Annotated in this window: 21 protein-coding genes; 14 read left to right on the plus strand and 7 right to left on the minus strand. The window is 63.9% G+C overall.

Translation table 11 applies throughout. The features are described 5' to 3' along the window. The first annotated feature begins 56 nt into the window (after positions 1 to 56). Complete coding sequence (locus CNQ84_RS17230; RefSeq protein WP_096006074.1) at positions 57 to 398, plus strand: Rieske (2Fe-2S) protein; 342 nt, start codon at positions 57 to 59, stop codon at positions 396 to 398. Here CNQ84_RS17230 and sfsA read toward each other — a convergent pair. Together sfsA and CNQ84_RS17240 are read right to left on the minus strand one after the other, a co-directional pair. Continuing rightward, entirely contained in the window at positions 388 to 1095 is a 708-nt protein-coding gene (gene sfsA, locus CNQ84_RS17235) for a DNA/RNA nuclease SfsA (protein WP_217350122.1), read from the minus strand. The genes CNQ84_RS17230 and sfsA overlap by 11 nt on opposite strands. Continuing rightward, positions 1095 to 2276: a pyridoxal phosphate-dependent aminotransferase gene (locus tag CNQ84_RS17240; protein WP_096006076.1), complete on the minus strand. Its 1182-nt coding sequence runs from the start codon at positions 2274 to 2276 to the stop codon at positions 1095 to 1097. Before CNQ84_RS17240 ends, sfsA begins: the two co-directional genes overlap by 1 nt. A 219-nt stretch (positions 2277 to 2495) precedes the next feature. Here CNQ84_RS17240 and dksA point away from each other — a divergent pair, with 219 nt between their 5' ends. The 13 genes from dksA (at position 2496) to CNQ84_RS17305 (ending at position 20038) form a co-directional block, all read left to right on the plus strand. Continuing rightward, positions 2496 to 2939, plus strand: coding sequence for an RNA polymerase-binding protein DksA (gene dksA / locus CNQ84_RS17245; protein WP_083726794.1), 444 nt, complete (start codon positions 2496 to 2498; stop codon positions 2937 to 2939). Positions 2940 to 2993: 54 nt separating this feature from the next. Next, positions 2994 to 3884: a tRNA glutamyl-Q(34) synthetase GluQRS gene (gene gluQRS, locus CNQ84_RS17250; protein ID WP_096006077.1), complete on the plus strand. Its 891-nt coding sequence runs from the start codon at positions 2994 to 2996 to the stop codon at positions 3882 to 3884. A 146-nt stretch (positions 3885 to 4030) separates the two neighbouring features. Next, a complete protein-coding gene (locus CNQ84_RS17255) occupies positions 4031 to 4207 on the plus strand; it encodes a hypothetical protein (protein ID WP_090475058.1) in 177 nt (58 codons plus the stop codon). Then, positions 4191 to 7142: a sensor histidine kinase gene (locus CNQ84_RS17260; protein ID WP_096006078.1), complete on the plus strand. Its 2952-nt coding sequence runs from the start codon at positions 4191 to 4193 to the stop codon at positions 7140 to 7142. The genes CNQ84_RS17255 and CNQ84_RS17260 overlap by 17 nt, the downstream gene beginning before the upstream one ends. A 34-nt stretch (positions 7143 to 7176) precedes the next feature. Further along, the gene (locus CNQ84_RS17265) at positions 7177 to 8604 is read left to right on the plus strand and encodes a sigma-54-dependent transcriptional regulator (RefSeq protein ID WP_096006079.1); all 1428 of its coding nucleotides are present in this window, start codon (positions 7177 to 7179) and stop codon (positions 8602 to 8604) included. Positions 8605 to 9418: 814 nt separating this feature from the next. Further along, complete coding sequence (locus CNQ84_RS17270) at positions 9419 to 10789, plus strand: polynucleotide adenylyltransferase PcnB (protein ID WP_096006080.1); 1371 nt, start codon at positions 9419 to 9421, stop codon at positions 10787 to 10789. Continuing rightward, positions 10789 to 11319 carry a 2-amino-4-hydroxy-6-hydroxymethyldihydropteridine diphosphokinase gene (gene folK / locus CNQ84_RS17275; RefSeq protein WP_096006081.1) on the plus strand — a complete coding sequence of 177 codons (531 nt, stop codon included), beginning with the start codon at positions 10789 to 10791 and terminating at the stop codon, positions 11317 to 11319. Before CNQ84_RS17270 ends, folK begins: the two co-directional genes overlap by 1 nt. A 162-nt stretch (positions 11320 to 11481) precedes the next feature. Continuing rightward, positions 11482 to 12276 (plus strand): 3-methyl-2-oxobutanoate hydroxymethyltransferase, encoded by a 795-nt coding sequence (gene panB / locus CNQ84_RS17280; RefSeq protein WP_096006082.1) that lies wholly within the window; start codon positions 11482 to 11484, stop codon positions 12274 to 12276. 4 nt (positions 12277 to 12280) lie between these two features. Beyond that, positions 12281 to 13132 carry a pantoate--beta-alanine ligase gene (gene panC, locus CNQ84_RS17285; RefSeq protein ID WP_096006083.1) on the plus strand — a complete coding sequence of 284 codons (852 nt, stop codon included), beginning with the start codon at positions 12281 to 12283 and terminating at the stop codon, positions 13130 to 13132. Between the two features lie 362 nt (positions 13133 to 13494). Then, on the plus strand, positions 13495 to 15435 hold the full coding sequence (acs, locus tag CNQ84_RS17290) for an acetate--CoA ligase (protein ID WP_096006084.1): 1941 nt from the start codon (positions 13495 to 13497) through the stop codon (positions 15433 to 15435). 117 nt (positions 15436 to 15552) lie between these two features. Next, positions 15553 to 16734, plus strand: coding sequence for an acetyl-CoA C-acetyltransferase (locus tag CNQ84_RS17295; protein WP_096006085.1), 1182 nt, complete (start codon positions 15553 to 15555; stop codon positions 16732 to 16734). 137 nt (positions 16735 to 16871) lie between these two features. Further along, complete coding sequence (locus CNQ84_RS17300; protein ID WP_133065915.1) at positions 16872 to 17963, plus strand: acetyl-CoA C-acetyltransferase; 1092 nt, start codon at positions 16872 to 16874, stop codon at positions 17961 to 17963. Further along, positions 17960 to 20038, plus strand: a complete 2079-nt coding sequence (locus CNQ84_RS17305; protein ID WP_096006087.1) for an enoyl-CoA hydratase-related protein — start codon at positions 17960 to 17962, stop codon at positions 20036 to 20038. The genes CNQ84_RS17300 and CNQ84_RS17305 overlap by 4 nt, the downstream gene beginning before the upstream one ends. On the opposite strand, the gene CNQ84_RS17310 is transcribed toward CNQ84_RS17305, so the two are convergent. From CNQ84_RS17310 to CNQ84_RS17330, 5 genes are all read right to left on the minus strand, one after another. Further along, complete coding sequence (locus CNQ84_RS17310) at positions 20018 to 20698, minus strand: MOSC domain-containing protein (RefSeq protein ID WP_096006088.1); 681 nt, start codon at positions 20696 to 20698, stop codon at positions 20018 to 20020. The two genes, CNQ84_RS17305 and CNQ84_RS17310, sit on opposite strands and share 21 nt — an antisense overlap. A gap of 57 nt (positions 20699 to 20755) precedes the next feature. Next, entirely contained in the window at positions 20756 to 21184 is a 429-nt protein-coding gene (locus CNQ84_RS17315) for a hypothetical protein (protein ID WP_133065916.1), read from the minus strand. 97 nt (positions 21185 to 21281) lie between these two features. Then, on the minus strand, positions 21282 to 21851 hold the full coding sequence (locus CNQ84_RS20850) for a CPCC family cysteine-rich protein (RefSeq protein ID WP_245841465.1): 570 nt from the start codon (positions 21849 to 21851) through the stop codon (positions 21282 to 21284). Positions 21852 to 22114: 263 nt separating this feature from the next. Beyond that, positions 22115 to 22489: an MmcQ/YjbR family DNA-binding protein gene (locus CNQ84_RS17325; protein ID WP_096006090.1), complete on the minus strand. Its 375-nt coding sequence runs from the start codon at positions 22487 to 22489 to the stop codon at positions 22115 to 22117. Positions 22490 to 22499: 10 nt separating this feature from the next. Continuing rightward, positions 22500 to 24071, minus strand: a complete 1572-nt coding sequence (locus CNQ84_RS17330) for a sensor histidine kinase (RefSeq protein WP_096006091.1) — start codon at positions 24069 to 24071, stop codon at positions 22500 to 22502. Between the last annotated feature and the right edge of the window lie 50 nt (positions 24072 to 24121).

Consider the following 24121-nt stretch of genomic DNA (forward strand, 5'->3'; position numbering starts at 1 on the left):
CACGCAGGTCCGAGCAAGGGCTGGCCATTTCCTGCCAGCCCGGCCGATAATGCGCCATGCCCAACAACACTCCCCCCTCCCCCCTGTGCCTGCTCAGCGATCTGCCCATACGCGGCAGCAAGGGCGTGCAGCACGACGGTCGTCATCTCATGGTGGTGCGCCAGGGCGCGCAGGTGCATGTTTACGAGAATCGCTGCCCGCATCGGGGCATACCGCTGGAGTGGGTGCCGGATCAGTTCCTGGACCAGTCCGGCCGACTGATCCAGTGCGCCAGCCACGGCGCGCTCTTTCTGCCCGAGTCGGGCGAGTGCATCGCCGGCCCGTGTGTTGGCCAATCGCTGCGTGCCTTTGCCTGTGAAGTGCGTGAAGGAGGGATTTACCTGACGTCTACAGACTGACCGGCAGGGCGCCGCGCACCCGCAGCCCCTCAGGCTCCGGCCAGACCGACCAGGCCAGCACCTCTACCCCCGCAGCCGCAGCCTCGCGCAACAGCCGCCCATACTCCGGGTCGATTTCATCGGCGGGCCGTACCTGGCTGATGCCCGAGTGCATGACGCAGAACAGCAGGCAGGCCCGGCGCCCACCGCGTACCACCTCGATCAGCTCGCGCAGGTGCTTCTGACCTCGCTGGCTTACCGCGTCGGGAAAGGCACCGACGCCCTCTCCCAGCGCCAGCGTGACGCTTTTGACTTCAACCACGCAATCCGGCTGCTCAGCGCCAGACAAGAGAAAGTCAAAGCGGCTGGCCAGGTCTGGCAGTTTTACCTCCGCTCGCTGCTGCGGATAGTCCGCCAGCGGTGTGATCCTGCCCTCGGCCAGCGCGGCGCCTATCACCCGGTTAGCACGGGCGCTGTGAATGCAGGCCAGCTGTCCTGGCGCCACCTCAACCAGCTCCCAGGTACCGGGCAGCTTACGCCCGGGCTTGTGCTCCAGGCTGACCCAGACGCGATCACCCGGCTGCCCGCAGTGACGCATCGAGCCGGTATTGGGGCAGTGCACGGTCAGCTCCTGACCGCCTGGCAGACGGACATCGGTGAGAAACCGCTTGTAGCGGCGCAGCAGCACCGCTTCCTGCAAGGCCGGCGCAAAAGGGATCAACATGTCGGAGACCAACTGCCCAATGCCCGCTGCAGACGCTCGACTGCCTGTTCCAGGCGCTCCAGCGATGTCGTGTAGGCCAGGCGCAGATGCTGATCGGCGCGGTGTTGCCCAAAATCCAGCCCCGGCGTCAGGGCAACAAACTCACGCTCGATGACATGCTGACAAAAGGCCGCGCTATCGCCGCCCAACACCTGCATGTCAGCGTATAGATAGAAGGCCCCCTCGGGAGTGACGGGCACCGAAAAACCCAACTCGCGTACCGCTGGCAGCAGGAAATCGCGGCGCACCTGAAAGGCACGCCGGCGCAGTTCACAGATCTCCCGACTCTGTTCGCCGAACGCAGCCAGCGCCGCCTGCTGAGCCATGTGCGGCGCGCAGATATAGAGGTTTTGCGCCAGCTTCTCCAGCGCCGGTACCGCGTCTTTGGGCGCCACCAGCCAGCCCAGGCGCCAGCCGGTCATGCCAAAGTATTTGGAGAAGCTGTTGAGAACAAAGGCGTCGTCTGCGACCTCCAGCACCGAGGGCGCCTCCAGGCCATAGGTCAGGCCGTGATAGATCTCATCGACAATCAGTTGACCACCCAGACGCCGACAGCAGCTCGCCAGCGCCTGCAGTTCGGCGCGTGACAGCAAGGTGCCGGTCGGGTTGGCCGGTGAGGCCGCGAGCACACCAACGCAATCAGCGTCCCAGTATTGCGCGATCAGCTCCGGCGTCAGTTGGTAACGCGTCTCGGGACCGGTCGGCACCAGCACCGCGCGCCCTTCGACCAGCCTCAAAAAATGCCGATTGCACGGGTAAGCCGGGTCAGCCATGAGTATCTTCTTGCCCGGCTCGACCAGCAGTGCACTGACCAATAACAAAGCCGCCGAGCCGCCCGGCGTGACCACCACGCGCTCCGGGTCGAGCGCCAGGCCGTGGCGCTCGGCGTAGAGCCCTGCAATAGCCTCGCGCAGCGCCGGCAACCCCAATGCCGGCGTGTAGCCCGTGCAGCCATCAGCCAGCGCCCGCTGGCCGGCCTGAATGATCGGCTCCGGGGTGGTGAAGTCCGGCTCGCCAATCTCCATATGAATGACATCGCGCCCGTCGGCCTCCAGTGCCCTGGCCCTCGCCAGCACGGCCATGACATGAAAGGGTTGGATATCCTGCACCCGCTTGGTCCAGCGTTGCTGCGCCATGAAATTCTCTCGCCATTACCGCAAAAACGCCGATCATACCCTGCCAGAGCCCCTGCCGCAGCGGCCCGATCCACCGTGCCGTACCATCGAGCGTCAAACAGTAGCGCGGGCCTTAAGGTTCTGGTAGCTTTGCCCGCTTGCAGGATTTTGGTCGGCCCCCGCCAATGTGCGTGCGCCGGACCTGAAACAGGAAGATTGAGAGAAAAGTGAGGGGTCCTCATGCCCAGCAATGCCAAGCAGAAAACATCCATGTTGATCCGCGGCTTCGTCCCTTACCAGGAAAAGAAGGGCGAGGAGTACATGAACGAGCAGCAGCTCGAGCACTTCACCAACATTCTCAACACCTGGAAAAAGGAGTTGATGGAAGAAGTCGACCGCACCGTGCATCACATGCAGGACGAAGCGGCCAACTTCCCCGATCCGGCCGACCGCGCCAGCCAGGAAGAAGAGTTCAGCCTGGAACTGCGTACCCGTGACCGCGAGCGCAAGCTGATCAAGAAAATTGACCAGACCCTGCAGCGCATCGAAGACGACGACTACGGCTTCTGCGACTCCTGTGGCGTCGAGATCGGCATCCGTCGTCTGGAAGCACGTCCCACGGCCACCCTGTGCATCGACTGCAAGACCCTGGCTGAAATCAAGGAAAAACAGGTCGGCAGCTAAGCCGCCTTGTTGTTCAGCAAGCCCGCCAGGCGGGCTTGCTGCTACCCTCCCCGCATGACCACCTCCTATATCGGGCGCTTTGCCCCCACCCCCAGCGGCCTGCTGCATTTCGGCTCGCTGGTAGCCGCACTGGCCAGCTACCTGGATGCGCGCCACGCCGATGGCCAATGGTTGCTGCGTATCGAAGACCTGGATCAGACCCGCAGCCAAGCCGACGCCGAACGCCAGATATTGCAGGCACTGGAAGACTTCGGACTGGAGTACGACGGCACCCCGGTACGCCAGAGCGAACGCCTGGAGCTGTACCGCGCACAGACCGAGCGCTGGCTGGAGCAGGGGCTGGCCTACTACTGCGACTGCCCACGGCGCGCACTGCTCGAGCAAGGCCCCGTGTACCCGGGCACCTGCTCCCGGCGGCATCTCGGCGCCAGCGCGGACCACGCCGTGCGGGTGCGCGTCGACGATCAGGCCATCACCTGCCACGACCGCCTGCAGCCACCCTTGACTCAGAGTCTCGCCCGCGAGCTGGGCGACTTCATCATCCGCCGGCGCGACGGCGTTTACGCCTATCAGCTGGCAGTGGTGCTGGACGACATCGATCAGGGCATCACCGATGTGGTGCGCGGAGCCGACCTGCTCGACTCAACGCCGCGCCAGATATGGTTGTACCGGCTGCTCGGGCAACCGGCACCACGCTACCTGCATGTGCCGCTGATCATGCGCGAGGACGGCGAGAAGCTGAGCAAGCGCCTGGGCTCGGCGCCGCTGCGGGCTGACCAGGCGCCGCACACCCTGTGGCGCGCCCTGCGCGCGTTGGCCCAGCCAATCCCCACCGATCTGCGCGGCGCGCCAGTGGCGCAGCAGTTAGCCTGGGCCATCGCCCACTGGCAACCGGACCGGCTGCCAGCAACCGCGCACATCATGGAACACAGCCTGTGCGACTGACGCCGGCGCCCGCCATGCTGCCGGCGCAATAAACCGGCGCGTCGCTTGGCAAGCACTGCCTGGCTGGCTACCATCGGTGTCCTGAACCTGACGCCCCGACCGAGCGACACCACCCTGTCGGCGCGCTCCCCGGATTACGGACACCCATGTATATCTATCGCCTGGTATTGCTGCTGGTCATCGGCATCTACCTGTTCTCCCCGGCCATCATGGACTGGTGGATAGAACCCCAGGGTGCCTGGTACCGCCCCTACGTGCTGTGGTTGATTCTGATCATCGCCGGCATGCTGCTGCAGAGCCCGAAAGATGCCGATGAGCTTTGACCTGAGTCAGCTGCTGCTGATCAGTATCGTTTACCTGATCCTGCTGTTCGGCGTGGCCTGGGCCACCGAGAACGGCCATATTCCCCGCGGCCTGCTGCGCCACCCGGCGATCTACACGCTGTCACTTGGGGTGTACGCCAGCGCCTGGGCGTTTTACGGCACCGTGGGGCTGGCGTACCAGTATGGCTACGGTTTTCTCACCTACTACCTCGGCGTGTGCGGTGCATTTTTGCTGGCTCCGGTACTGCTCAACCCCATCCTGCGCATTACCCGCACCTATCAGCTGTCGTCGCTGGCCGATCTGTTTGCCTTTCGTTTTCGCAGCACCTGGGCCGGCACCCTGACCACCCTGTTCATGCTGATCGGCGTACTGCCGCTGCTCGCATTGCAGATACAGGCGGTGGCCGACTCGGTGCAGATTCTGACCGCCGAGCCCGGACAAGGCACCGTCGCGCTGGGCTTCTGCGTCTTGATCATTCTGTTTGCCATCCTGTTCGGCGCGCGGCACATCTCCGCGCGGGAAAAGCACGAAGGCCTGGTCATGGCGATTGCCTTCGAGTCGGTGGTCAAACTGGTCGCCATTGCCGCCATCGGCCTATATGCGTTGTACATGGTCTTTGACGGACCGCAGGGCCTGCAGCTGTGGCTGAACAGCAATCAGGAGGCCCTGATCACGCTGCACACGCCGCTGCAGGAAGGTCCCTGGCGAACCCTGCTGCTGGTGTTCTTTTCCGCCGCCTTTGTGATGCCACACATGTATCACATGGCTTTTACCGAAAACCTCAACCCGCGCGCCCTGGGTACCGCCAGCTGGGGACTGCCGCTGTTCCTGCTGCTGATGAGCCTGGCTGTACCGCCGATTCTCTGGGCCGGCCTGCACCTGGGTGTGCGCACCAATCCGGAGTATTTCTCCCTTGGTCTGGGGGTGGCGGCCGGGTCGGAATGGCTGTCCTTGCTGGCCTTTGTTGGCGGCCTGTCGGCGGCCAGCGGCCTGATCATTGTCACCACGCTGGCGCTCTCGGGCATGGTACTCAACCACGTGGTACTGCCGCTGTACCAGCCCAGCGCCGACAACAATATCTATCGTTGGCTGCTGTGGACCAGACGCAGCCTGATTGCCGCCATCATCATGGCAGGCTACGGCTTTTACCGCCTGCTCGGCGCCGAACAGGATCTGGCCAACCTGGGCATCGCCTCCTTCGTTGCCACGGTGCAGTTTTTGCCTGGCACCCTGTCGGTGCTCTACTGGCCGCAGGCCAATCGCCGCGGCTTTATCGGCGGGGTGATGGCCGGCATGCTGGTCTGGAGTACTACCCTGCTGCTGCCGCTGGTGACCGAACTGCCGGGCCTGCAGCTGTTCGGCCTGACCCTGGCCTTCAACGCCGACACCTGGCATCTGGCCGCCATCAGTTCACTGGCTGCCAACGTGCTGGTGCTGGCGGTGGTCTCGCTGTTCACCCAGCGCTCCAGCGAAGAGCAAAGCGCCGCCGAAGCCTGCTCGGTGGACAACGTCAGCCGTCCGCAGCGCATGCAGCTGATGGCGTCCTCGCCGCAGGAGTTTGCCCAGCAACTGGCCAAGCCGCTGGGTAACAAGACCGCACAGTACGAAGTCGAACAGGCCCTGCGCGATCTCAAACTCCCCTTTGACGAGCGCCGCCCCTACGCCCTACGCCGTCTGCGCGACCGTCTGGAGGCCAACCTGTCCGGTCTGATGGGCCCCTCGGTCGCACAGGACATCATCGAGACCTTTCTGCCGTTCAAGATGGGCCGCGACGGCTACATGACCGAGGACATTCACTTTATCGAGAACCGGCTGGAGGATTATCACAGCCGCCTGACCGGTCTGGCCGCCGAGCTGGACGCTCTGCGCCGCTATCACCGCCAGACCCTGCAGGACTTGCCGATGGGCGTCTGCTCACTGGGTCAGGACAGCGAGATTCTCATGTGGAACCGCGCCATGCAGGTACTGACCGGCATCCAGGCGGACACGGTGGTGGGCTCACGCCTGCACAGCCTGCCCGAACCCTGGCGCGAGCTGCTCGAGCGCTTTGTCGAGGACCAGTCGGCCCACCTGCACAAACAGAAGCTCAGCATCAACGGCCATACCCAATGGCTCAGCCTGCACAAGGCAGCCATCGACGAGCCGGGCTACGTCGGCGGCAGCGGCCTGGTGCTGCTGATCGAAGATCAAACCGACACGCAGATGCTGGAAGAAGAGCTGATGCACTCCGAGCGGCTGGCCTCAATCGGTCGCCTGGCCGCCGGTGTGGCCCATGAAATCGGCAACCCGATTACCGGCATTGCCTGCCTGGCGCAGAACCTGCGCGAGGAATCCGAGCAACCGGAAGCGCGCGAAGCCAGCGAACAGATTCTGGAACAGACCCGCCGGGTCTCGCGTATCGTGCAGTCGCTGGTCAACTTCGCCCACGTTGGCAGCCGCCATCACAACCCCAACGAGCCGGTCGACCTGGCCGCCTGCACCAACGAGGCCATCCATCTGCTGTCGCTCAACCGCAAGGGGCCGGAGGTCAAGTATGTTAACCTTTGCCGACCCGAGCACGTGGTAGCCGGCGACGCGCAACGCTTGGTGCAAGTGCTGATCAACCTGCTCGGCAACGCGCGGGACGCGAGCCAGAGCGGCGACAGCATCACCATCGCCAGTCAGGAAAACGAGCATCAGGTGCTGCTGCAGGTGGAAGATCAGGGCAGCGGCATCGACAAGGACATCAAGGATCGCCTGTTCGAGCCCTTCTTCACCACCAAGGAACCAGGGACAGGGACCGGGCTCGGATTGGCACTGGTCTACTCCATCATCGAAGAGCATTATGGGCAGATTACCATCGACAGCCCGGTCGACCAGACAAACCAGCGCGGCACCCGCTTCACCATTACATTGCCGCGCTACAGTATGAGCGCTAACGGCGCCCCTGCCTGAGCTGTATCAAGGCGCCGTCACGCACGAGGTAACTATGTCAGATATTCTGGTTGTTGAAGACGAAGCCATCATCCGCACGGCACTCAAGCGGCTGCTGGAGCGCCACCACTACCAGGTAGCGGAAGCCGGATCGGTCAGCGAGGCCTGCGAACGCCACAACCTCGACAACTTTGACCTCATCATCAGCGACCTGCGCCTGCCAGGCGAGCCCGGCACCGAACTGATTCGCCGCGCCGCCAACACGCCGGTGCTGATCATGACCAGCTACGCCAGCCTGCGCTCGGCCGTCGACTCGATGAAGCTCGGCGCTGTCGACTATATTGCCAAGCCCTTCGACCATGACGAGATGGTCGAAACCGTGCAACGCATCATTGCCAGCGGCAGCGCACGCAAGCAGCAAGCGGCCGCGCCCGAACAACCCGCAGGCAAGCAGACGCCGCAGCCAGTCCCGGACGAAGAGATTCGCAAGCAGATGGGCATCATCGGCGGCTGCGACACCATGCTCACGCTGTTCAAACGCATTCGCAAGGTCGCCCCCACCGACTCCACGGTGCTGATTCAAGGCGAATCCGGCACCGGCAAGGAGCTGGTCGCCCGGGCCATGCACGAGCAATCCCAGCGTGCCAAGGCACCGCTGATTTCGGTCAACTGCGCAGCTATTCCGGAAACCCTGATCGAGTCCGAGCTGTTCGGTCACGAAAAGGGCTCCTTTACCGGCGCCACCAGCAACCGCACCGGGCTGGTTGAAGCCGCCGACGGCGGTACCCTGTTCCTCGACGAGATAGGCGAACTGCCGCTCGAAGCGCAGGCCCGCCTGCTGCGCGTACTGCAGGAGGGGGAGATCCGCCGGGTCGGCTCGGTGCAATCGCAGAAGGTCGATGTGCGCCTGGTCGCAGCCACCCACCGCGACCTCAAGACCATGGCGCGTCAGGGCCTGTTCCGCGAGGACCTTTACTACCGCTTGAACGTGATTGAGCTGCGCCTGCCGCCGCTGCGCGAACGCGGCCGCGACGTGATGCTGATCGCCGAGGCCCTGCTGCAACGCGCTGTCGACAACATGAACATGGAAGGCCTGCACTTCAGCAAGGACGCCGAGCAGGCCATCCTGGCCTACAGCTGGCCCGGCAACGTGCGTGAACTGGAAAACGCCATCGAGCGCTCAGCCATTCTCTGTGACCACGAAGAAATCACCGCCGACCTGCTGGGTATCGAGCTGGATGCAGAGATTGAACGCGCGTCAGAGGCCGCCAACGCGTTGCAGACCATGCAGCATGAGGTGACCGCCGGCCAGGAGCCTGCAGAGGACTTGTCGCTGGAGGACTACTTCCAGCACTTCGTGCTCGAGCATCAGGACCACATGACCGAGACCCAGCTCGCCCACAAGCTTGGCATCAGCCGCAAGTGCTTGTGGGAGCGCCGTCAGCGCCTGGGCATCCCGCGCAAGAAAACCGCCAGCACCTGATCCTTCCCCTCGCAGCAGAGGCTCAGGCGGGAATCGCCGCCTCTGCTCGACCGCTGTACCGCCTCCGACGCCTTCATGTGTTACCTGTTACCGGGAAAGTTCCCGCAAAACTGTTACCGCACCCCCACCCCGCGGTAACACTTTAGTCCAATTGGAGGTAACACCTTGGGGTAACACAGGGGTAAGAAAATAAGCAAAAAAGCCAAGCTGCTGATTTTAAAGGAATTTAAAAAGTTGGCACGCGGAATGCTTTATATCTGGCACAACAACAATAAAAACCAAAACACATAACAAAAATAACATTCGACTCCACACACAATAAAAACAAGACGTGAGAGACGCAGCAAACTGATTTTTTTGGAGAATAGCAGTCAGATCGTGAGCAGGATGCTCAGTTGGATGAAGAAGAATAAAAGTTGCCCAAGCAACCCGCCATCCAAAGCCATACGCAGGCCGAGCTGAACCTACGCTTCCAAAGCAATCCGTTTGGTTTTGACAACCCGAGATGGGTCAGTCGAAAAGCGGCATTTGCCGCTTTGAACAAAAAAAGAATAGCTCTCATAACAACAATAATAAAAAACCATTAGGGGGAGTGTCCTACTCCCCTTGAGCTTTCCTTCTCCTGCAACATCCCCCCCCTTTCCTTACCTTTGCTCACAAATCAAGCTAGAATGCTCGGCAACCGTGGCCTGTCGCCACCTGCGTGCCAGGCGAGGCATACCGCCAACCCTGCCCACTCACCTTGCGCTGCCGTAACGATGCATGCTGACAACCCTGCCGCATCTCCGCACGGCCGCCGGAAACACTGCCATCTATGATTCGAAAGCTGTTGCAGAAAATGCCCTCTCCCTTCGGCCTACCCCAGCGCCGACGCACCACCCCGTCCGTCATTCCCGCCAGCCAGCACCAGGTGCGGCGAGAGCGCCTGAGTCGACACGCGGTGAGCGTAGTGGAAAAACTGCAACAGGCGGGCTTTGATGCCTTTCTGGTTGGCGGCTGTGTACGTGACCTGCTGCTGGACATCACGCCCAAGGATTTCGACGTCGCCACCAGCGCCACGCCAGAGCAGGTGCGCGCCACCTTCCGCAATGCGCGCCTGATCGGCCGCCGGTTCAAGCTGGTCCACGTGCACTTTGGTCGCGAGATCATTGAGGTGGCGACCTTCCGCGCCAACCACGAAGCACAGGCTTCGGAGGAGCAGTCCCGCCAGAGTGAGTCCGGCCGGCTGCTGCGTGACAACGTCTACGGCACCTTCGAGCAGGATGCCCAACGCCGCGACTTCACCATCAATGCCCTCTACTTCGACGTCACTACCGGGCAGATCCATGACTTTGCCCACGGTATACACGACATTCGTAACCGTCTGATCCGCCTGATCGGTCACCCCGAACAGCGTTACCAGGAAGATCCGGTACGCATGCTGCGGGCCATCCGCTTCGCCGCCAAACTGGACTTCGAGATCGAACCGCACACCGCCGCCCCGATCGAGACGCTGGCGCCGCTGCTGCACGATATTCCCGCAGCCCGCCTGTTCGACGAGTCCCTTAAGCTGCTGATGAGCGGCCAGGGCAAGGCCACCTTTGACCTGCTCTATCAGTACGACCTGATCGCACCGCTGTTCCCGGACACCGATGAGGCGATTCTGGAGAACCCGGAATACACCTTGCGCCTGGTACGCAAGGCACTGGACAACACCGACGCGCGCATCGCCCAGGACAAGCCGGTGACCCCCGCCTTCCTGTTTGCGGCGTTCCTCTGGCCAGCCCTGCCCGCACGCGTCGCCGCTCTGGAAGAGCAAGGCATTCCACCGATTCCGGCCTACCAGCAAGCGGCGCACGAGCTGCTCGCCGAGCAGTGCCTGCACACCGCCATCCCCAAGCGTTTCAGTATTCCCATGCGCGAAATCTGGGACATGCAACCGCGCCTGGAGCGACGCAGTGGACGCCGCGCCGACCAGTTGCTGGAGCACCCACGCTTTCGCGCGGCGTACGACTTTCTGTTGCTGCGTGAAGAAGCCGGCGAGCAGACCGACGGCCTCGGCCAATGGTGGACGCTCTACCAGGATGCCAGCGCAGATCAGCGCCGCCAGATGATCCGCGAGCTGGGTGACGCGCCCAAGAGTGGCGCCAAGCGCGGCCGTTCACGCTCGCGCCGCAAACCTCGCAAGCCACAGTCGACCGACTGATGCCTCAGGTCTATATCGCGCTGGGCAGCAACCAGGGCGACTCCCTTGCGCAGGTGCGCGCCGCCTGCCAGGCCATGGCCGCCCTGCCGGGCAGCCGCCTGCTGGCCTGCTCGTCGCTCTATCGCAGCGCCCCCATGGGGCCGCAGGACCAGCCTTCCTACGTCAATGCCGTGGTCTGCCTGCAGACAGAACTGGCCGCAGAGGCGCTGCTGGACTACCTGCAAGCAATCGAGCAGGAACACGGCCGCGTGCGCAAAGCCGAACGCTGGGGGCCGCGTACGCTGGATCTGGACATCCTGCTGTACGGCGACGAGGTGATCCGCACCGCACGGCTGCAGGTACCGCACTACCACATGCATGCCCGCGCCTTCGTGCTGTACCCGCTGGCCGAGATAGCGCCCGCACTGCAGATGCCCGACGGCACACACCTCGACACCCTGCTGCAGAACTGCCCGCGTGGTGATCTGCAGACATTGCCCTTTTTTATACAACAGCCTGATGCGCGATCAGACTTGACACCCCATGACTGACACGTAGGATGCCGATTCCGGCAGGGCTCTACCCCGGCTCTGACGGACAGCCGCCTTACCAAGGCTATACTCTCGCAGCAGTGCCCCTGCGCGGGAGTCCGGACTCAACGGCGCTGCTGCCCTGCAGTTGCGCACAGCAAAGGCCACACACTGGAAACAGCCATGCCTGACGTTACTCTGACCACACTGAACAAGCTCAAGCAAAGCGGCGAAAAGATCGTTTGTCTGACGGCCTACGACGCGACCTTCGCCCATGTTGAAAGCGAAGCCGGTGTCGAGGTGATGCTGATCGGCGACTCCCTGGGTATGGTTCTGCAGGGTCACGACAGCACCTTGCCCGTCAGCGTCGATGACATGGCGTACCACACCGCGGCGGTCAAACGCGGCAACAAGGGCGCGCTGATCATGGCCGATCTGCCGTTCATGGCCTATGCCACCCTGGAACAGGCACTGAGCAACAGCACCACGCTGATGCAGGCCGGCGCGCACATGGTCAAGCTGGAAGGCGGTCGCTGGCTGGCTGACAGCATTGAGGTGCTGAGCCGCAACGGCATCCCGGTCTGTGCCCACATGGGGCTGACGCCGCAAACCGTGAACGTGCTGGGCGGCTTCAAGGTACAAGGCCGCGACGAGGCTCAGGCCCGCGCGATGATCGAAGACGCCAAGGCGCTGGAAGCCGCCGGCGCGGCCATGCTGCTGCTTGAGTGCGTGCCCCCGGCGCTGGCCAACGCCATCACCCAGGCCGTCAAGGTGCCGGTCATCGGCATTGGCGCCGGCAGTGGTACCGACGGTCAGGTGCTGGTGGTCCACGACATGCTGGGCCTGTCTCTGAGTGGACGTGTGCCGCGCTTCGTGAAAAACTTCATGTCCGGCCAGCCCGACATCCCGGCGGCAATTCGCGCCTACGTCGCGGCGGTCAAGAACGTCGAATTCCCAGCAGCCGAACACGAGTTCTGAACCCATGAACACCCTGCATACCATCGCGCAAGTGCGCGCTGCGGTTGGTCGTGCCCGCCAGGAAGGCAAGCGCATTGGTCTGGTGCCCACCATGGGCAACCTGCACGCCGGTCACGTTGCCCTGGTAGAAAAGGCCCTGCAACGCACCGATTACGTGGTGGTGAGCATCTTCGTCAACCCGATGCAATTCGGCCCGGGCGAAGATCTGGACAGCTACCCGCGCACTCTGGCAGAAGACCAGAAAAAACTGCTGGAGGTAGGTGCTCACCTGGTATTCGCCCCCAACGCCAACGAAATGTACCCCGATGGCATGGACGGCCACACACGCATCAGCGTGCCCGTGGTCTCCGAGGGCCTGTGTGGGGCCAGCCGCCCGGGGCATTTTGAAGGTGTGGCCACCGTGGTCAGCAAGCTGCTCAACATAGTCGGGCCAGACGTCGCCGTCTTCGGCCAGAAGGACTACCAGCAGCTGGCAGTGATCCGCAAGATGGCCCAGGACCTGAGCCTGCCGGTACAGATCATGGGCCACCCCACCGTGCGCGCCGAAGACGGCCTGGCGCTGTCCTCGCGCAACGGCTACCTGAGTGCCGAGCAGCGGGCCATTGCACCTGTGCTGCAGCAAACCCTGCAACAGATCGCCAGCGCCGTGCAGAGCGGTCGCACGGACTACGCCCAGATCATCAACGAAGCCAGCCTGCGCCTCAGCGAAGCCGGCTTGCGACCCGACTATCTGGATCTGCGTAACGCCGAGAACCTCGCGCCGGCGAGCGATGACAGCACCGATCTGGTGGTGCTGGCAGCAGCGTATCTGGGCACCACCCGCCTGATCGACAATCTGGAATTCAGCCGCACCTGAGCGGCTGCCCCTCTCTGCTGCGCGAGCGTGGCAAGCACCGATTCATTCCGCACGCCTTCTGGCGTTCGGGCTGGGCCGCATTCGGCTGGGCCGCAATCACCGCGTGATTTCAAAGGCATGTCTGGAGTTGTCGAGAAATCACGACGCCGAGTGCAGTCTACCCGCCCACCAATAAGACGCTACCCTCTCATACCAAAGAAGGGTTGTCTTGCCCCCCTCTGATGGCCGACGCTAATTAGCCTAAACTGACCGACCAACCCCACGCGGTTTCGTCGCTCCAGATTCTCTACTGCAGTACCGGATACCCCCGCAGGGCCGGCTGACAAGAGACTGCCTGATTCAATAACAAGAGGGGAATTCCCATGTACAAGATTGAAAACCACAAGGTATCGGACGCTGCCCGCGCGCATACGCACCTGGATGACGCCGGCTACCAGCGCATGTACAAGCAGTCACTTGAACAGCCCGATCAGTTCTGGGCCGAGCAGGCCGAACGCTTTCTGACCTGGGACAAGCGCTGGAGCAAAGTTCACGAGAGTGATCTGAGCAAGGGCCAGGCCGCCTGGTTCATCGACGGCAAGCTCAACGTCAGCGTCAACTGTATCGACCGTCACCTGGCCGAGCACGGCGATGAGATCGCCATCATCTGGGAAGGCGACGACCCGAGTGATGCCCAGCGCATCAGCTACAAGCAGCTGCACGACAAGGTATGCCGCCTGGCCAACGTGCTCAAGGCACGCGGCGTCAAGAAGGGCGATCGGGTGTGTCTGTACATGCCGATGATTCCCGAGGCAGCCTACGCCATGCTGGCGTGCGCGCGCATCGGCGCGGTTCACTCGGTGGTGTTCGGTGGCTTCTCGCCGGATGCCGTGCGTGACCGCATTCTGGATGCCGACTGCCAGGCCGTGATCACCGCCGATGAAAGCGTACGCGGCGGCAAGCGCGTACCGCTGAAGGTCAACGTCGAGAAAGCGCTGCAGGAATGCCCCAACGTCCACACCGTGATTACCGTCAAGCGCACCGGTGCCGATGTCGCCTGGACCGAAGGCCGTGACGTCTGGTACGACGAGGCCACCGCCAACGTCAGTGCCGACTGCGCGCCCGAGCCGATGGACAGCGAAGACCCGCTATTCATCCTCTACACGTCCGGCTCCACCGGCAAACCCAAGGGTGTGCTGCACACCACCGGCGGCTACCTGCTGATGGCCGCGATGACCCACTACTACGTATTCGACTACGTGCCCGGCGAAGTCTACTGGTGTACCGCCGACGTGGGCTGGATCACCGGCCACTCCTATATCGTCTACGGCCCGCTGTGCAATCGCGCCACCACGCTGCTGTTCGAGGGCGTGCCGACCTATCCGGACGCCTCGCGCTGCTGGCAGGTTATCGACAAGCACCAGGTCAACATCTTCTACACCGCCCCTACCGCCCTGCGCGCACTGATGGCCAAGGGTGACGAGCCGGTCAAGTCTTCCTCACGCGCTAGCCTGCGCCTGCTCGGCACTGTTGGCGAGCCGATCAACCCGGAAGCCTGGGAGTGGTACTACCACGTGGTCGGCGAACAACGCTGCCCGATCGTCGACACCTGGTGGCAAACCGAAACCGGCGCCGCCATGATCACCCCGCTGCCGGGCAGCACCACCCTCAAGCCCGGCTCGGCCACCCGTCCGTTCTTTGGTGTGGAGCCAGCGCTGTACGACCCCGAAGGCAACGAACTGCAGGGGCCGGCCAGTGGCAACCTGGTCATCAAGCGCTCCTGGCCCAGTCAGATCCGCACCGTGTACGGCGACCACCAGCGCCTGGTCGACACCTATTTCAGCACCTACAAGGACGTGTATTTCACCGGTGACGGCGCACGCCGTGACGAGGACGGCTTCTACTGGATCACCGGTCGCGTCGACGACGTACTTAACGTCTCCGGCCACCGTATCGGCACCGCCGAGGTGGAGAGCGCGCTGGTACTGCACGACGCCGTTGCCGAAGCCGCCGTGGTGGGCTGCCCGCACGACATCAAGGGCCAGTGCATCTATGTCTACGTCACCCCGATGAACGGTGTCGAGCCGAGCGAGGAGCTGGTCAAGGAGCTGAAGGCCTTTGTTGCCGATCAGGTCGGCGCCTTTGCCCGTCCCGAGTTCATGCAATGGGCGCCGGGCCTGCCAAAAACCCGCTCGGGCAAGATCATGCGCCGCATCCTGCGCAAGATTGCCTGCAATGAGCTGGATAGCCTGGGCGATACCTCGACCCTGGCCGACCCCAGTGTTGTGCAGGATTTGATCAGCAATCGCATCGCTCACGCCTGAGGTCAGGCACTGGTGCAGCCGCCCGGCTGTACCAGTGTCGAGACAGCTTGTTCTGACCAGACCACCCCTCTATGCTTGTGCACTCGAAAAATAGTGCCTGTGTAGAGGAGTCTGTTCATGCAAGAGGTCGTGATTGTTGCCGCCACCCGTACCGCCATCGGCAGTTTCGGGGGCCAGTTTGCCAAAGTGCCCGCCCACGAATTGGGTGCGACCGTTATCCGCCGCTTGCTGGACGAGACCGAAATTGACCCGGCGTCGGTTGACGAGGTCATCTTCGGCCAGGTACTCACCGCTGGCTGCGGCCAGAACCCAGCCCGCCAGGCTGCCATCCATGCTGGCCTGCCGCACAGCGTCCCTGCGCTGACACTGAACAAGGTCTGCGGCTCCGGCCTCAAGGCGTTGCACCTTGCTGCCCAGGCGATCCGCTGCGGCGACGCCGAGATCATGATTGCCGGTGGTCAGGAATCGATGAGCCTGTCGCCCCACATCATCCCCACTTCCCGCACCGGCCAGCGCATGGGCCACGGCCAGATGATCGACACCATGATTCAGGACGGCCTGTGGGATGCCTTCAACAACTATCACATGGGCATTACCGCCGAAAACCTGGTCGAAAAGTACGGCATCACCCGCGAGGAACAGGACGCCTTTGCCGCGGCCTCCCAGCAAAAAGCAGTGACCGCACGCGAGACTGGCGTATTCGATCAGGAAATCACCCCGGTCAGCATTCCCCAGCGCAAGGGCGACGCCCTGCTGATCACTCAGGATGAGCAGCCCCGTGCAGGCACCACCGCCGAGAGCCTGGGAAGCCTCAAGCCCGCGTTCAAGAAAGACGGCAGCGTCACCGCCGGCAACGCCTCCAGCCTGAACGATGGCGCCGCTGCCGTGCTGATGATGAGCGCCAGCAAGGCCGCCGAACTGGGCCTGCCGGTGCTGGCCCGCGTCGCCTCCTACGCCAATGCCGGCGTTGACCCGGCGATCATGGGGATTGGCCCGGTCTCCGCCACCCAACGCTGTCTGGCCAAAGCCGGCTGGCAGGTCGCCGACCTGGACCTGATCGAAGCCAACGAGGCCTTTGCCGCGCAAGCACTGGCGGTCGGCAAGGAGCTGCAGTGGGACGCCGACAAGGTCAACGTCAACGGCGGCGCCATTGCCCTTGGCCACCCGATTGGCGCTTCCGGCTGCCGCGTACTGGTCACCTTGCTGCACGAAATGCTGCGTCGTGATGCCAAGAAGGGTCTGGCGACCCTGTGCATCGGCGGCGGCCAGGGCGTCGCTCTGGCGCTGGCTCGCGACTGACCTCCCCACCTGCAATGGCGCCGCCCGGCGCCATTGCCTTGCTTGCTCGCAAGCCCCCGCACTGCCCCCTACACTGTTGAACTGACCGCCCGCAAACCGGTCATAGCCTGCGCAGCACCTGTCGCAGGTGCTTACCCGTGCCACTTCAATCTTGCGAGCCCTGCATGGACAGCCAGAACAGCCCATCCGTCACTCTGCCGACCGGCACCTACCTGCTGGAGGGCACCCGTACGCCCGGCCTGAACAACGCCAGCCGAGCGCGCGCCGGCTTCAGCGCACTGGACCTGGCAGTGCAAAGCGCCCATGCCCTGCTGCTGCGCAGCGGCTTGGCTGCCGGCGCACTGGACGGCGTGGTGCTGGCCACTGGCGCCAGCCAGGCAGCAGACCAGGTACGCCAGCGTCTGCAGCTCGGTTCACTCACCCCGCTGCAGCAGTGTTCGCAGGGGCTGGATGCGATCACCCGCGCCAGCCAGCAGATCCGCAGCGGCGACGCCGATCTGCTGCTGGTGATCGCCAGCGACGCAGCTACCTTGCCTGACTCGACCGCCGTGAGCGAATCAGCCAAGCGCCTGGCAGCCCTGTTCGAGGTGGACGAGGAGGACGCCGAGGCCTACGAGCAAGCCTGCCGCCAGCGCAGCAGCGAGGCAGAGCAGAGCGGCCTGTTCAGCCCCTACCGCATTACCCTGTTTGATCGCCACGGCGAGGTATACGACACCGACCAGCATACCCCCGACAGTGGCGCCTGCGCCCTGCTGCTGGCATCTGCCAGCGGTTGCGCACAGCTAAAACGACACCCACTGGCCCGGCTCAGCAGGCAGGCACTGGCGCGCGCGCCGTCAGACTATCCCAGCCTGGCTCCGCTACTGGCCAGCACCCGACTGCTACAAGCCGAGCAGCTTGGCCTGAACGATATCGATCTCTGGGAATTACCCGACGCACCTGCCCTGGCACTGCTCGCCAACCTGGCCGCCTGGCAGGATGCGCGCTTTTGCGAGCGCCAGCTGGAGCTGGAACACCCCATGGGCCGCCTGGACCCGACCAGCCTCAACCCGCTGGGCGGCAGTCTGGCGCTAGGCGCCCTGCCGGTCAGTGGCGGCTGCCGCCAGCTACTGCAACAGGCCGACACCTTGCATCGTCACGCCCTTGGCCGGGCGCTGGTGTGTGAGCAACAAGCTGCAGATCAGGCCCAGGCCTGGCTGTTGACCCGCGCAGAGGAGACGCCGGCATGATGGACGCGCTTGACGACCTGATGCAGCGCGAGCGCTGCAACGGCCCCTTTTGCCAGCAAGACCTCGAGCAGCCGAACGAAGGGCCATGGCAGCACTGGCGTCTGCGCCGCGACGACAGCGATGTCGCCTGGCTGCTGTTTGACCAGCAAGGACAATCGGCCAATCTGCTGGGCCGCGCCGCCCTGCAGGAGCTGGGTGACGTGCTCGCCAGCCTGCGCCGCGAAATGCCCCGCGCACTGGTCTTGCGCTCGGCCAAGGCGGCCAGCTTCTGTCTGGGCGCCGACCTGCATGACTTTGCTGCTGTCGACAACGAAGCGGACGCCGTCCGCCAGCTGGTCGACGCGCATCTGCTGGCCCAGCAGCTGGTCGACCTGCCCTGCCCGACGTTGGCCGTGCTGCATGGCGAGACCCTCGGCGGAGGTCTGGAGCTGGCCCTGTGTTGCGACATGCGCCTGGCCACCCCGGACGCCCGGCTGGGCCTGCCGGAAGTACTGGTTGGCCTGCACCCCGGCCTTGGTGCCACCGCACGCCTGCCCGATCTGATCGACCCACTGCTGGCAATGCGCATGATGCTCAGCGGCAAGCCGCTGAAGGCCGAGGCCGCGACACAGGCCGGACTGGTCGACAAGGTAGCCCCCGAGCACGCTTTGCCGGCGCTGATCGATGACGCCGTCAATGGTCGCCTTACCCTGCAGCGCCGCAATCTGCGCGCCCGCCCCTACCGCCTCGACTGGGTGCGCCGACTGGCCGCTCTTGGCCTGCAGCGCCGCGCCGACGCGCTGGTGGACCCGGCGCATTACCCCGCCCCCAGCGCGCTGATCGACCTCTGGCGCAGACACGGCGGCAAACCGGACCTGATGCTGCACCGCGAGATATATTCCTTCGCCCGCCTGCTGGCGAGCGGCACCAGCGGCAACCTGATTCACCTGTTCTTCCTGCGCCAGCGACTGAAGGCCCAAGGCGCCCCCGACCCTCGTCGCCGCGCCAACCATCTGCATCTGCTGGGCGCCAGTCAGGTGGGGGTGGAGCTGGCGGCACTCGCGGCGCAACGCGGCCTGCGAGTAAGCATCGGCGACCAGCAGGCGATGACGCAGTGCATTCGCCAACTGGCCGGTACAGAGGACCTGCAGGCCAACCTGGACCGACTTGTTTTTGACCCACAGCACCATGGCGCCGCCCTCGCTGACGTGCTGATCGACGCCCAGACCGGTGATCTGCAGGCGCGTCGTGCCACGCTGGCCCGGCTGGAGCCGCAGATGCGACCACAGGCCCTGCTGCTCAGCCTGCACGATGCGCTGGAGCCGTTACGCAGCGCGCTCGGCGACGCCGGTCGCCTGCTAGGCGTGCGCTTTGCAGGGCCGGTCAAACGCGGCGCACTGACGGAGCTGGCCAACCACAGCACCGGGCGTACCATCAGCCAGCAGCACGCGCGGCAATTGCTGGGCCAGCTGGGCTGCCTGCCGGTCACGGTGAGCAGTCAGCCGGGTCTGCTGCTGCGCCGGGTCTTGGCGCCCATGCTGCTGGAAGCGCTGCTGCTGCTGGAAGAAGGCCACGAGACCAACGCCATCGACCAAGCGGCACTGGACTTTGGCTTCGACAAAGGCCCGCTGGCGTTACTCGATGACTGGGGGCTGGCCGACAGTCTGCAGCTGTTCGAACAACTGCACAGCGAACGCGACACGCCACCGATCGAGCCACCTGCGTTGCTGCGAACCTGGGTAGAACAGGGTCGTGAGCGTATCCGCCCGAGTCAGCCAGGCCGCTGGACGCTGCCGGGACGCAAGCAGGCGCGCCTGCCCGCGGAAGAAGGTGACCGCATGCTGCTGGCCTTGCTCAACAGCGCGGTGCGAGCCTGCCGCCAGGGTATCGTGGCCGATGATGAGATGCTCGACGCCGCCATGACCCTGTCCGGCCATTTCCCTGCCTTTCGCGGCGGCCCTCTGCGCTACGCCCGCAGTTGCGGACATGCGGCGCTGATCACTCGTCTGCAGGACCTCAGTCAAAGCCAGGGTCCACGCTTTACGCCCGACCCGGGCTGGACGCCGGCAGAGGATTCAGAAGCCGGGCAAGGGTGACGTCTGCTGCTCGGCCTTGGTCAGCCTGGCTTGCATCTCGGCGCGCATCTTCTCGGCCAGGGGGGCGGCCAGCAGCTGACGCAAAAAGGTCGGGTTCGCCCCCTTGCTGTGACAATAACGGAACACCTCGTTGATGGTCGGAAAGACCGCATCCCCGGCCAGCACGGTGACCTCATCGCCCGGCCTGACCTCGCCCGGGGTCAGCACGCGGGCATAGGCGCCGCAGCGCTCGGCGCGCACAAAGGCCTTGGCGAAGCGGCTGTCGCCCACCCGCACAGCCAGCGTAGAGCAAGGGATACGCGGCGCGGTGACTTCCAGCAGCAGCTCGCCAATGCGCAGCCGATCGCCAATGCGCAATGCCGGCCACCAATGTGACAGGGTCAGGTTTTCACCAAAAAAGCCGGCGGCCAACGGGCGCTGCAGCGTCTCACTCCACCAGTCGATGTCCTCCTGGCTGTAAAGATAGACCGCCTGGTCCGGGCCACCGTGATGCTTCAGGTCACCAATAAAGTCACCGGGCACGCCGGCCTGGGCGATCATCACCGGGCCAGCAAGGGACTGCTTGAAATGGCCGGTACGGGCGGTGCGCACGCCCACCTCCAGATCTTTCGCCTGGCCGGCATTGATCGACACAAGACGAGGGGGACGGGTCTGGCTCATGGGCATACTCGCAAAGGGTAGGAGAGACAGCAGTCGACCGGAAGCGGCGGCCGTCTGTCAAGCCGGCGGGCGACCGGTCAGATAGCGCCGCGCCAGAAAGAGAAAATGCGCACTGCCCACCAGCGGCAGAAAAACCAGCATGAACGCGGCCGACGGGGTCAGCTGCCAGCGCCAGAAGAACCCGAGCAAACACCCCAGCCCGATCAGCAGCATCAGCACAACGGCTTTGGGTGACACCCCCTGGCGCTGCGGCCGGGTCAGTATCAGCAGCAACTTGGTCAGCGCCCAGAGGCCACAAAAGCCACCGACCAGCAGCCCGGTAAACAGCCAGGCGAAGGCCTGCGGTTCACCGGCGGCAAAGACCAGGGGCAACTGCACCACCCCCAAGCCAAGCAGCACGACCAGAGGACCAAAGCACACCACCGCCTCCAGCAGATAGACTCGGCGCGGCGAGCGCAGCAAACGACGCAGCGGGCTTTCGCTCACGCTACTGGGCTCGACGCAGGGACGTGGCACACGACGGACAGACAGGGGGCAGATGCGTTCATGGCTTACCTTCGCCAGGCGGTGTTGCGGGCAGAAATCAGTCTCCAGAGACCTCAGGAGCACGGTAACGCTCGCGCGCCTGCCTGTCCACCCGGTCGACGGAGGCCAGGTCGCAGGCGCCAAATTCCACGAAATGCCGCCGCGCAGCCGCCAGGGTCAGCTGGTTGGGCCCGCTAACCGTGTCGGTGTCACGCACGCCGTCGTCTTCCCAGAAACATACCGAGCAGATCTCGTAGCTGGCACTGCTGCTCAGGCTGAAATAACCGCAGCACGGGCAGGCAAACATCGGCTCGGGGTTGCCTTCTATTTCCTCCAGCGCGACACCACGCTGGTTCAGCGCCTGCACCAGGTAGGCGTTGGTGACCCCGTACAGGTCTTCGACCAGGCTCACCGTTACCAGCGGGTCCAGGCGCGGGTCAGCGGTGTCCTCCGGCTCCACACCGCGCATCACCGCCATGCGCAGCTCGGCCGGCAACGCGGCGAGCTGGGGATCGGCCTCACTGAATCCACAAAAAAACCAGAAGGCGATGCGCTCACGCCGCGCCTGTTCATCAAGCTCTTTCAATAACCAGCCGGCCAATTCCTGCTTTGCCTGTTCCCTTTGCATGCCACGCCTTCCCCTGCGCCAGTTCGCCGGCGCTCAGCCAATGAGCACCTTGTCCATGTCACAGCGTAGCAGGCTGACACCATCACGCTGCACCATCTGACGGGGTGTTCAGACGAAACCCCTGGGCCTGAAAAAAAGCGATGCTGCCAGACTCGCCTCGATCCACACGCGCGGTACCCCGCGTCACGCAAACGCGGCTCTGCAGCCAGGTAAAGCTGGCTGGCAACACCCCGGCGTACTGACTCCGGGGCGCGCGCAGCGACTTATCGCTCGGCGCCGTACAGCAGGGCACGCCCATGGCGCGCCTCAAGGCCGCGCCGAATAGCGGCCGGCAGGCCCCTCACTACCAAGATGTAAGACTGGTCAATCATCCTCTGCAACTCGCCGTCAGGCACCGAACCGTCAAGCCGTACGCTATTCCAGTGTCGCTTGTTCATGTGATAACCGGGCATTACTGCAGCAAACAGGTCGCGCAAGCCAACAGCCTCATGTGGGTCGCATTTGAGATTGACGCAATCACTGCCGCCGCGCTGATACAGCAGGGCAAACATCTTGCCCTGCACCTTGAACACGGCGGCATCGGGACCGAAGGGGTAATCAAGTTCCGCCTCGGGTTTGGCCAATAGTCTGTCTTTCACCTGTCCGTTCCTACTCTGCCAAACGCGGCATGTTGACGAAAAAGCGCGTGCCCTGATCAGAGGAAACAAAGCCAATCTGCCCGCCCATCTGCTCAACCAACCCCCGCGTGATTGCCAGACCCAGGCCGGTACCACCGCTGCGCCGCCGGCTGGAGCCGTCGGCCTGGGTGAAACGGTCGAAGACCCGATCGTAAAAGGCAGTCGGGATACCCTCGCCCTGATCGGTGACGCTGATACACCAGAGATCCTGCTGCTCGTCGGCCACCACGCTGATACCGACGTCACCACCTTGCGGAGAGAATTTGACGGCGTTGGACAGCAAATTGTCCATGACCTGCTTGAAGCGGGTCGGGTCAGCCATGATGCGTGCCTGCGGGTGCGGGTTGAGGTAGCGCCAGCGCACCTGACGCTGCTCCGCGTAGCCCTGGTTTTCCTGCATGGCGGCATGCAGCAGCGTGTCGAGGTTCTCCGGCTGCACATTAAGCTGCATCTGACCGGCGACCAGCTTGTCGATATCCAGCAGGTCATTGATCAGTCGGAGCAGGTGTTCAGCGTTACGCATCGCCACCTCCACCAGATGCTGTCCGCGATCGGGCAGCGGCCCAAGGGCGCCCCCGCGCAGCAGGCCCAGGGTCCCCAAAATGCTGGTCAGCGGTGTGCGCAGCTCATGGCTGATCGTCGAGACAAACTCGCTCTTCAGGCGCTCGTTCTCGGCCCGCGCGGCGTCGCGGTCGCGCTGCTGGCGAATGGCGTTACTCCGGGTGTAACCGATCAACAACAGCACCACCAGCAGCGCCCCGTAGAGCACGCCGCGAGGCGCACCACTGCCGGCCTGAGGCGTGCGGTATTGCACCTGCAGCTGCCAGACCACGCCAGGCAACTCAATGTCCAGCACCGCTGCGGGTCGCTCAGGCACCGGCGGTGTCCCCCAGATAACCCGAGGCTCGCCCCCTGCCTGGACGCGCAGCAGCCGGATACGCAAATCCTGCCAGCGTTGCTCGCTATCCAGCATGCCCAGCAGCCGGTCTGCATCCATGACGGTACTGACCAGCCCCCAGTAACGCCGGTTGATATAGACGGGCTCACGATAGATCAGGCCATTTCCACCCTGCAGCAGCGTCAACGGACCATCCAGCACCGGCTGTGCCGACGCCATCATGCGCTCGACCGCAGCCCACTGCGGTGGCGAGCTGGTGTAGTCAAAGCCGAGCGCGGCCTCGTTGCCCTGCAGCGGGTAGATAAGCTCAATGCGGTTGTCCGGCGCCACACCGATATTGCGCACATCGCTGGTACCCGTCAGCATGCTGGCCATCCACAAGCGTATGCGCCGAGGGTCGTCCAGCCCATGCTGGCTCTGCAGATAGGAAACCAGCCCTCGACTCAGATAAATGCTCTGGTTGAGCCGCGTTTCCAGGCTGCTGCGCACGTCGGCAGCGCGGGTCACCAGCGCGTGCTCTATGCCCTGTCGCTCAATCCGCGCCAGCTCGCGTACGGCGACCTCAATCGCCGCCGCGCCCAGCAGCAGTAACACCGCCAGGGTCAGCAACAGGCCACGACATGCACGCAGCAACTCCCGATTCATTCACTCCCTCCCCGTCGCGACAGCCCTATCAGTCAAGGCATGACCTGATC

The organism is Pseudomonas abyssi (assembly GCF_002307495.1).
In the GTDB taxonomy this organism is placed as follows: domain Bacteria; phylum Pseudomonadota; class Gammaproteobacteria; order Pseudomonadales; family Pseudomonadaceae; genus Halopseudomonas; species Halopseudomonas abyssi.

What these genes read in the sequence shown, in the direction of transcription:
- CNQ84_RS17230 (WP_096006074.1), top strand. Translation starts at nt 57, where the DNA reads ATGCCCAACAACACTCCCCCCTCCCCCCTGTGCCTGCTCAGCGATCTG.
- CNQ84_RS17240 (WP_096006076.1), bottom strand. Translation starts at nt 2,276, where the DNA reads ATGGCGCAGCAACGCTGGACCAAGCGGGTGCAGGATATCCAACCCTTT.
- dksA (WP_083726794.1), top strand. Translation starts at nt 2,496, where the DNA reads ATGCCCAGCAATGCCAAGCAGAAAACATCCATGTTGATCCGCGGCTTC.
- gluQRS (WP_096006077.1), top strand. Translation starts at nt 2,994, where the DNA reads ATGACCACCTCCTATATCGGGCGCTTTGCCCCCACCCCCAGCGGCCTG.
- CNQ84_RS17255 (WP_090475058.1), top strand. Translation starts at nt 4,031, where the DNA reads ATGTATATCTATCGCCTGGTATTGCTGCTGGTCATCGGCATCTACCTG.
- CNQ84_RS17260 (WP_096006078.1), top strand. Translation starts at nt 4,191, where the DNA reads ATGCCGATGAGCTTTGACCTGAGTCAGCTGCTGCTGATCAGTATCGTT.
- CNQ84_RS17265 (WP_096006079.1), top strand. Translation starts at nt 7,177, where the DNA reads ATGTCAGATATTCTGGTTGTTGAAGACGAAGCCATCATCCGCACGGCA.
- CNQ84_RS17270 (WP_096006080.1), top strand. Translation starts at nt 9,419, where the DNA reads ATGATTCGAAAGCTGTTGCAGAAAATGCCCTCTCCCTTCGGCCTACCC.
- folK (WP_096006081.1), top strand. Translation starts at nt 10,789, where the DNA reads ATGCCTCAGGTCTATATCGCGCTGGGCAGCAACCAGGGCGACTCCCTT.
- panB (WP_096006082.1), top strand. Translation starts at nt 11,482, where the DNA reads ATGCCTGACGTTACTCTGACCACACTGAACAAGCTCAAGCAAAGCGGC.
- panC (WP_096006083.1), top strand. Translation starts at nt 12,281, where the DNA reads ATGAACACCCTGCATACCATCGCGCAAGTGCGCGCTGCGGTTGGTCGT.
- acs (WP_096006084.1), top strand. Translation starts at nt 13,495, where the DNA reads ATGTACAAGATTGAAAACCACAAGGTATCGGACGCTGCCCGCGCGCAT.
- CNQ84_RS17295 (WP_096006085.1), top strand. Translation starts at nt 15,553, where the DNA reads ATGCAAGAGGTCGTGATTGTTGCCGCCACCCGTACCGCCATCGGCAGT.
- CNQ84_RS17305 (WP_096006087.1), top strand. Translation starts at nt 17,960, where the DNA reads ATGATGGACGCGCTTGACGACCTGATGCAGCGCGAGCGCTGCAACGGC.
- CNQ84_RS17310 (WP_096006088.1), bottom strand. Translation starts at nt 20,698, where the DNA reads ATGAGCCAGACCCGTCCCCCTCGTCTTGTGTCGATCAATGCCGGCCAG.
- CNQ84_RS20850 (WP_245841465.1), bottom strand. Translation starts at nt 21,851, where the DNA reads ATGCAAAGGGAACAGGCAAAGCAGGAATTGGCCGGCTGGTTATTGAAA.
- CNQ84_RS17330 (WP_096006091.1), bottom strand. Translation starts at nt 24,071, where the DNA reads ATGAATCGGGAGTTGCTGCGTGCATGTCGTGGCCTGTTGCTGACCCTG.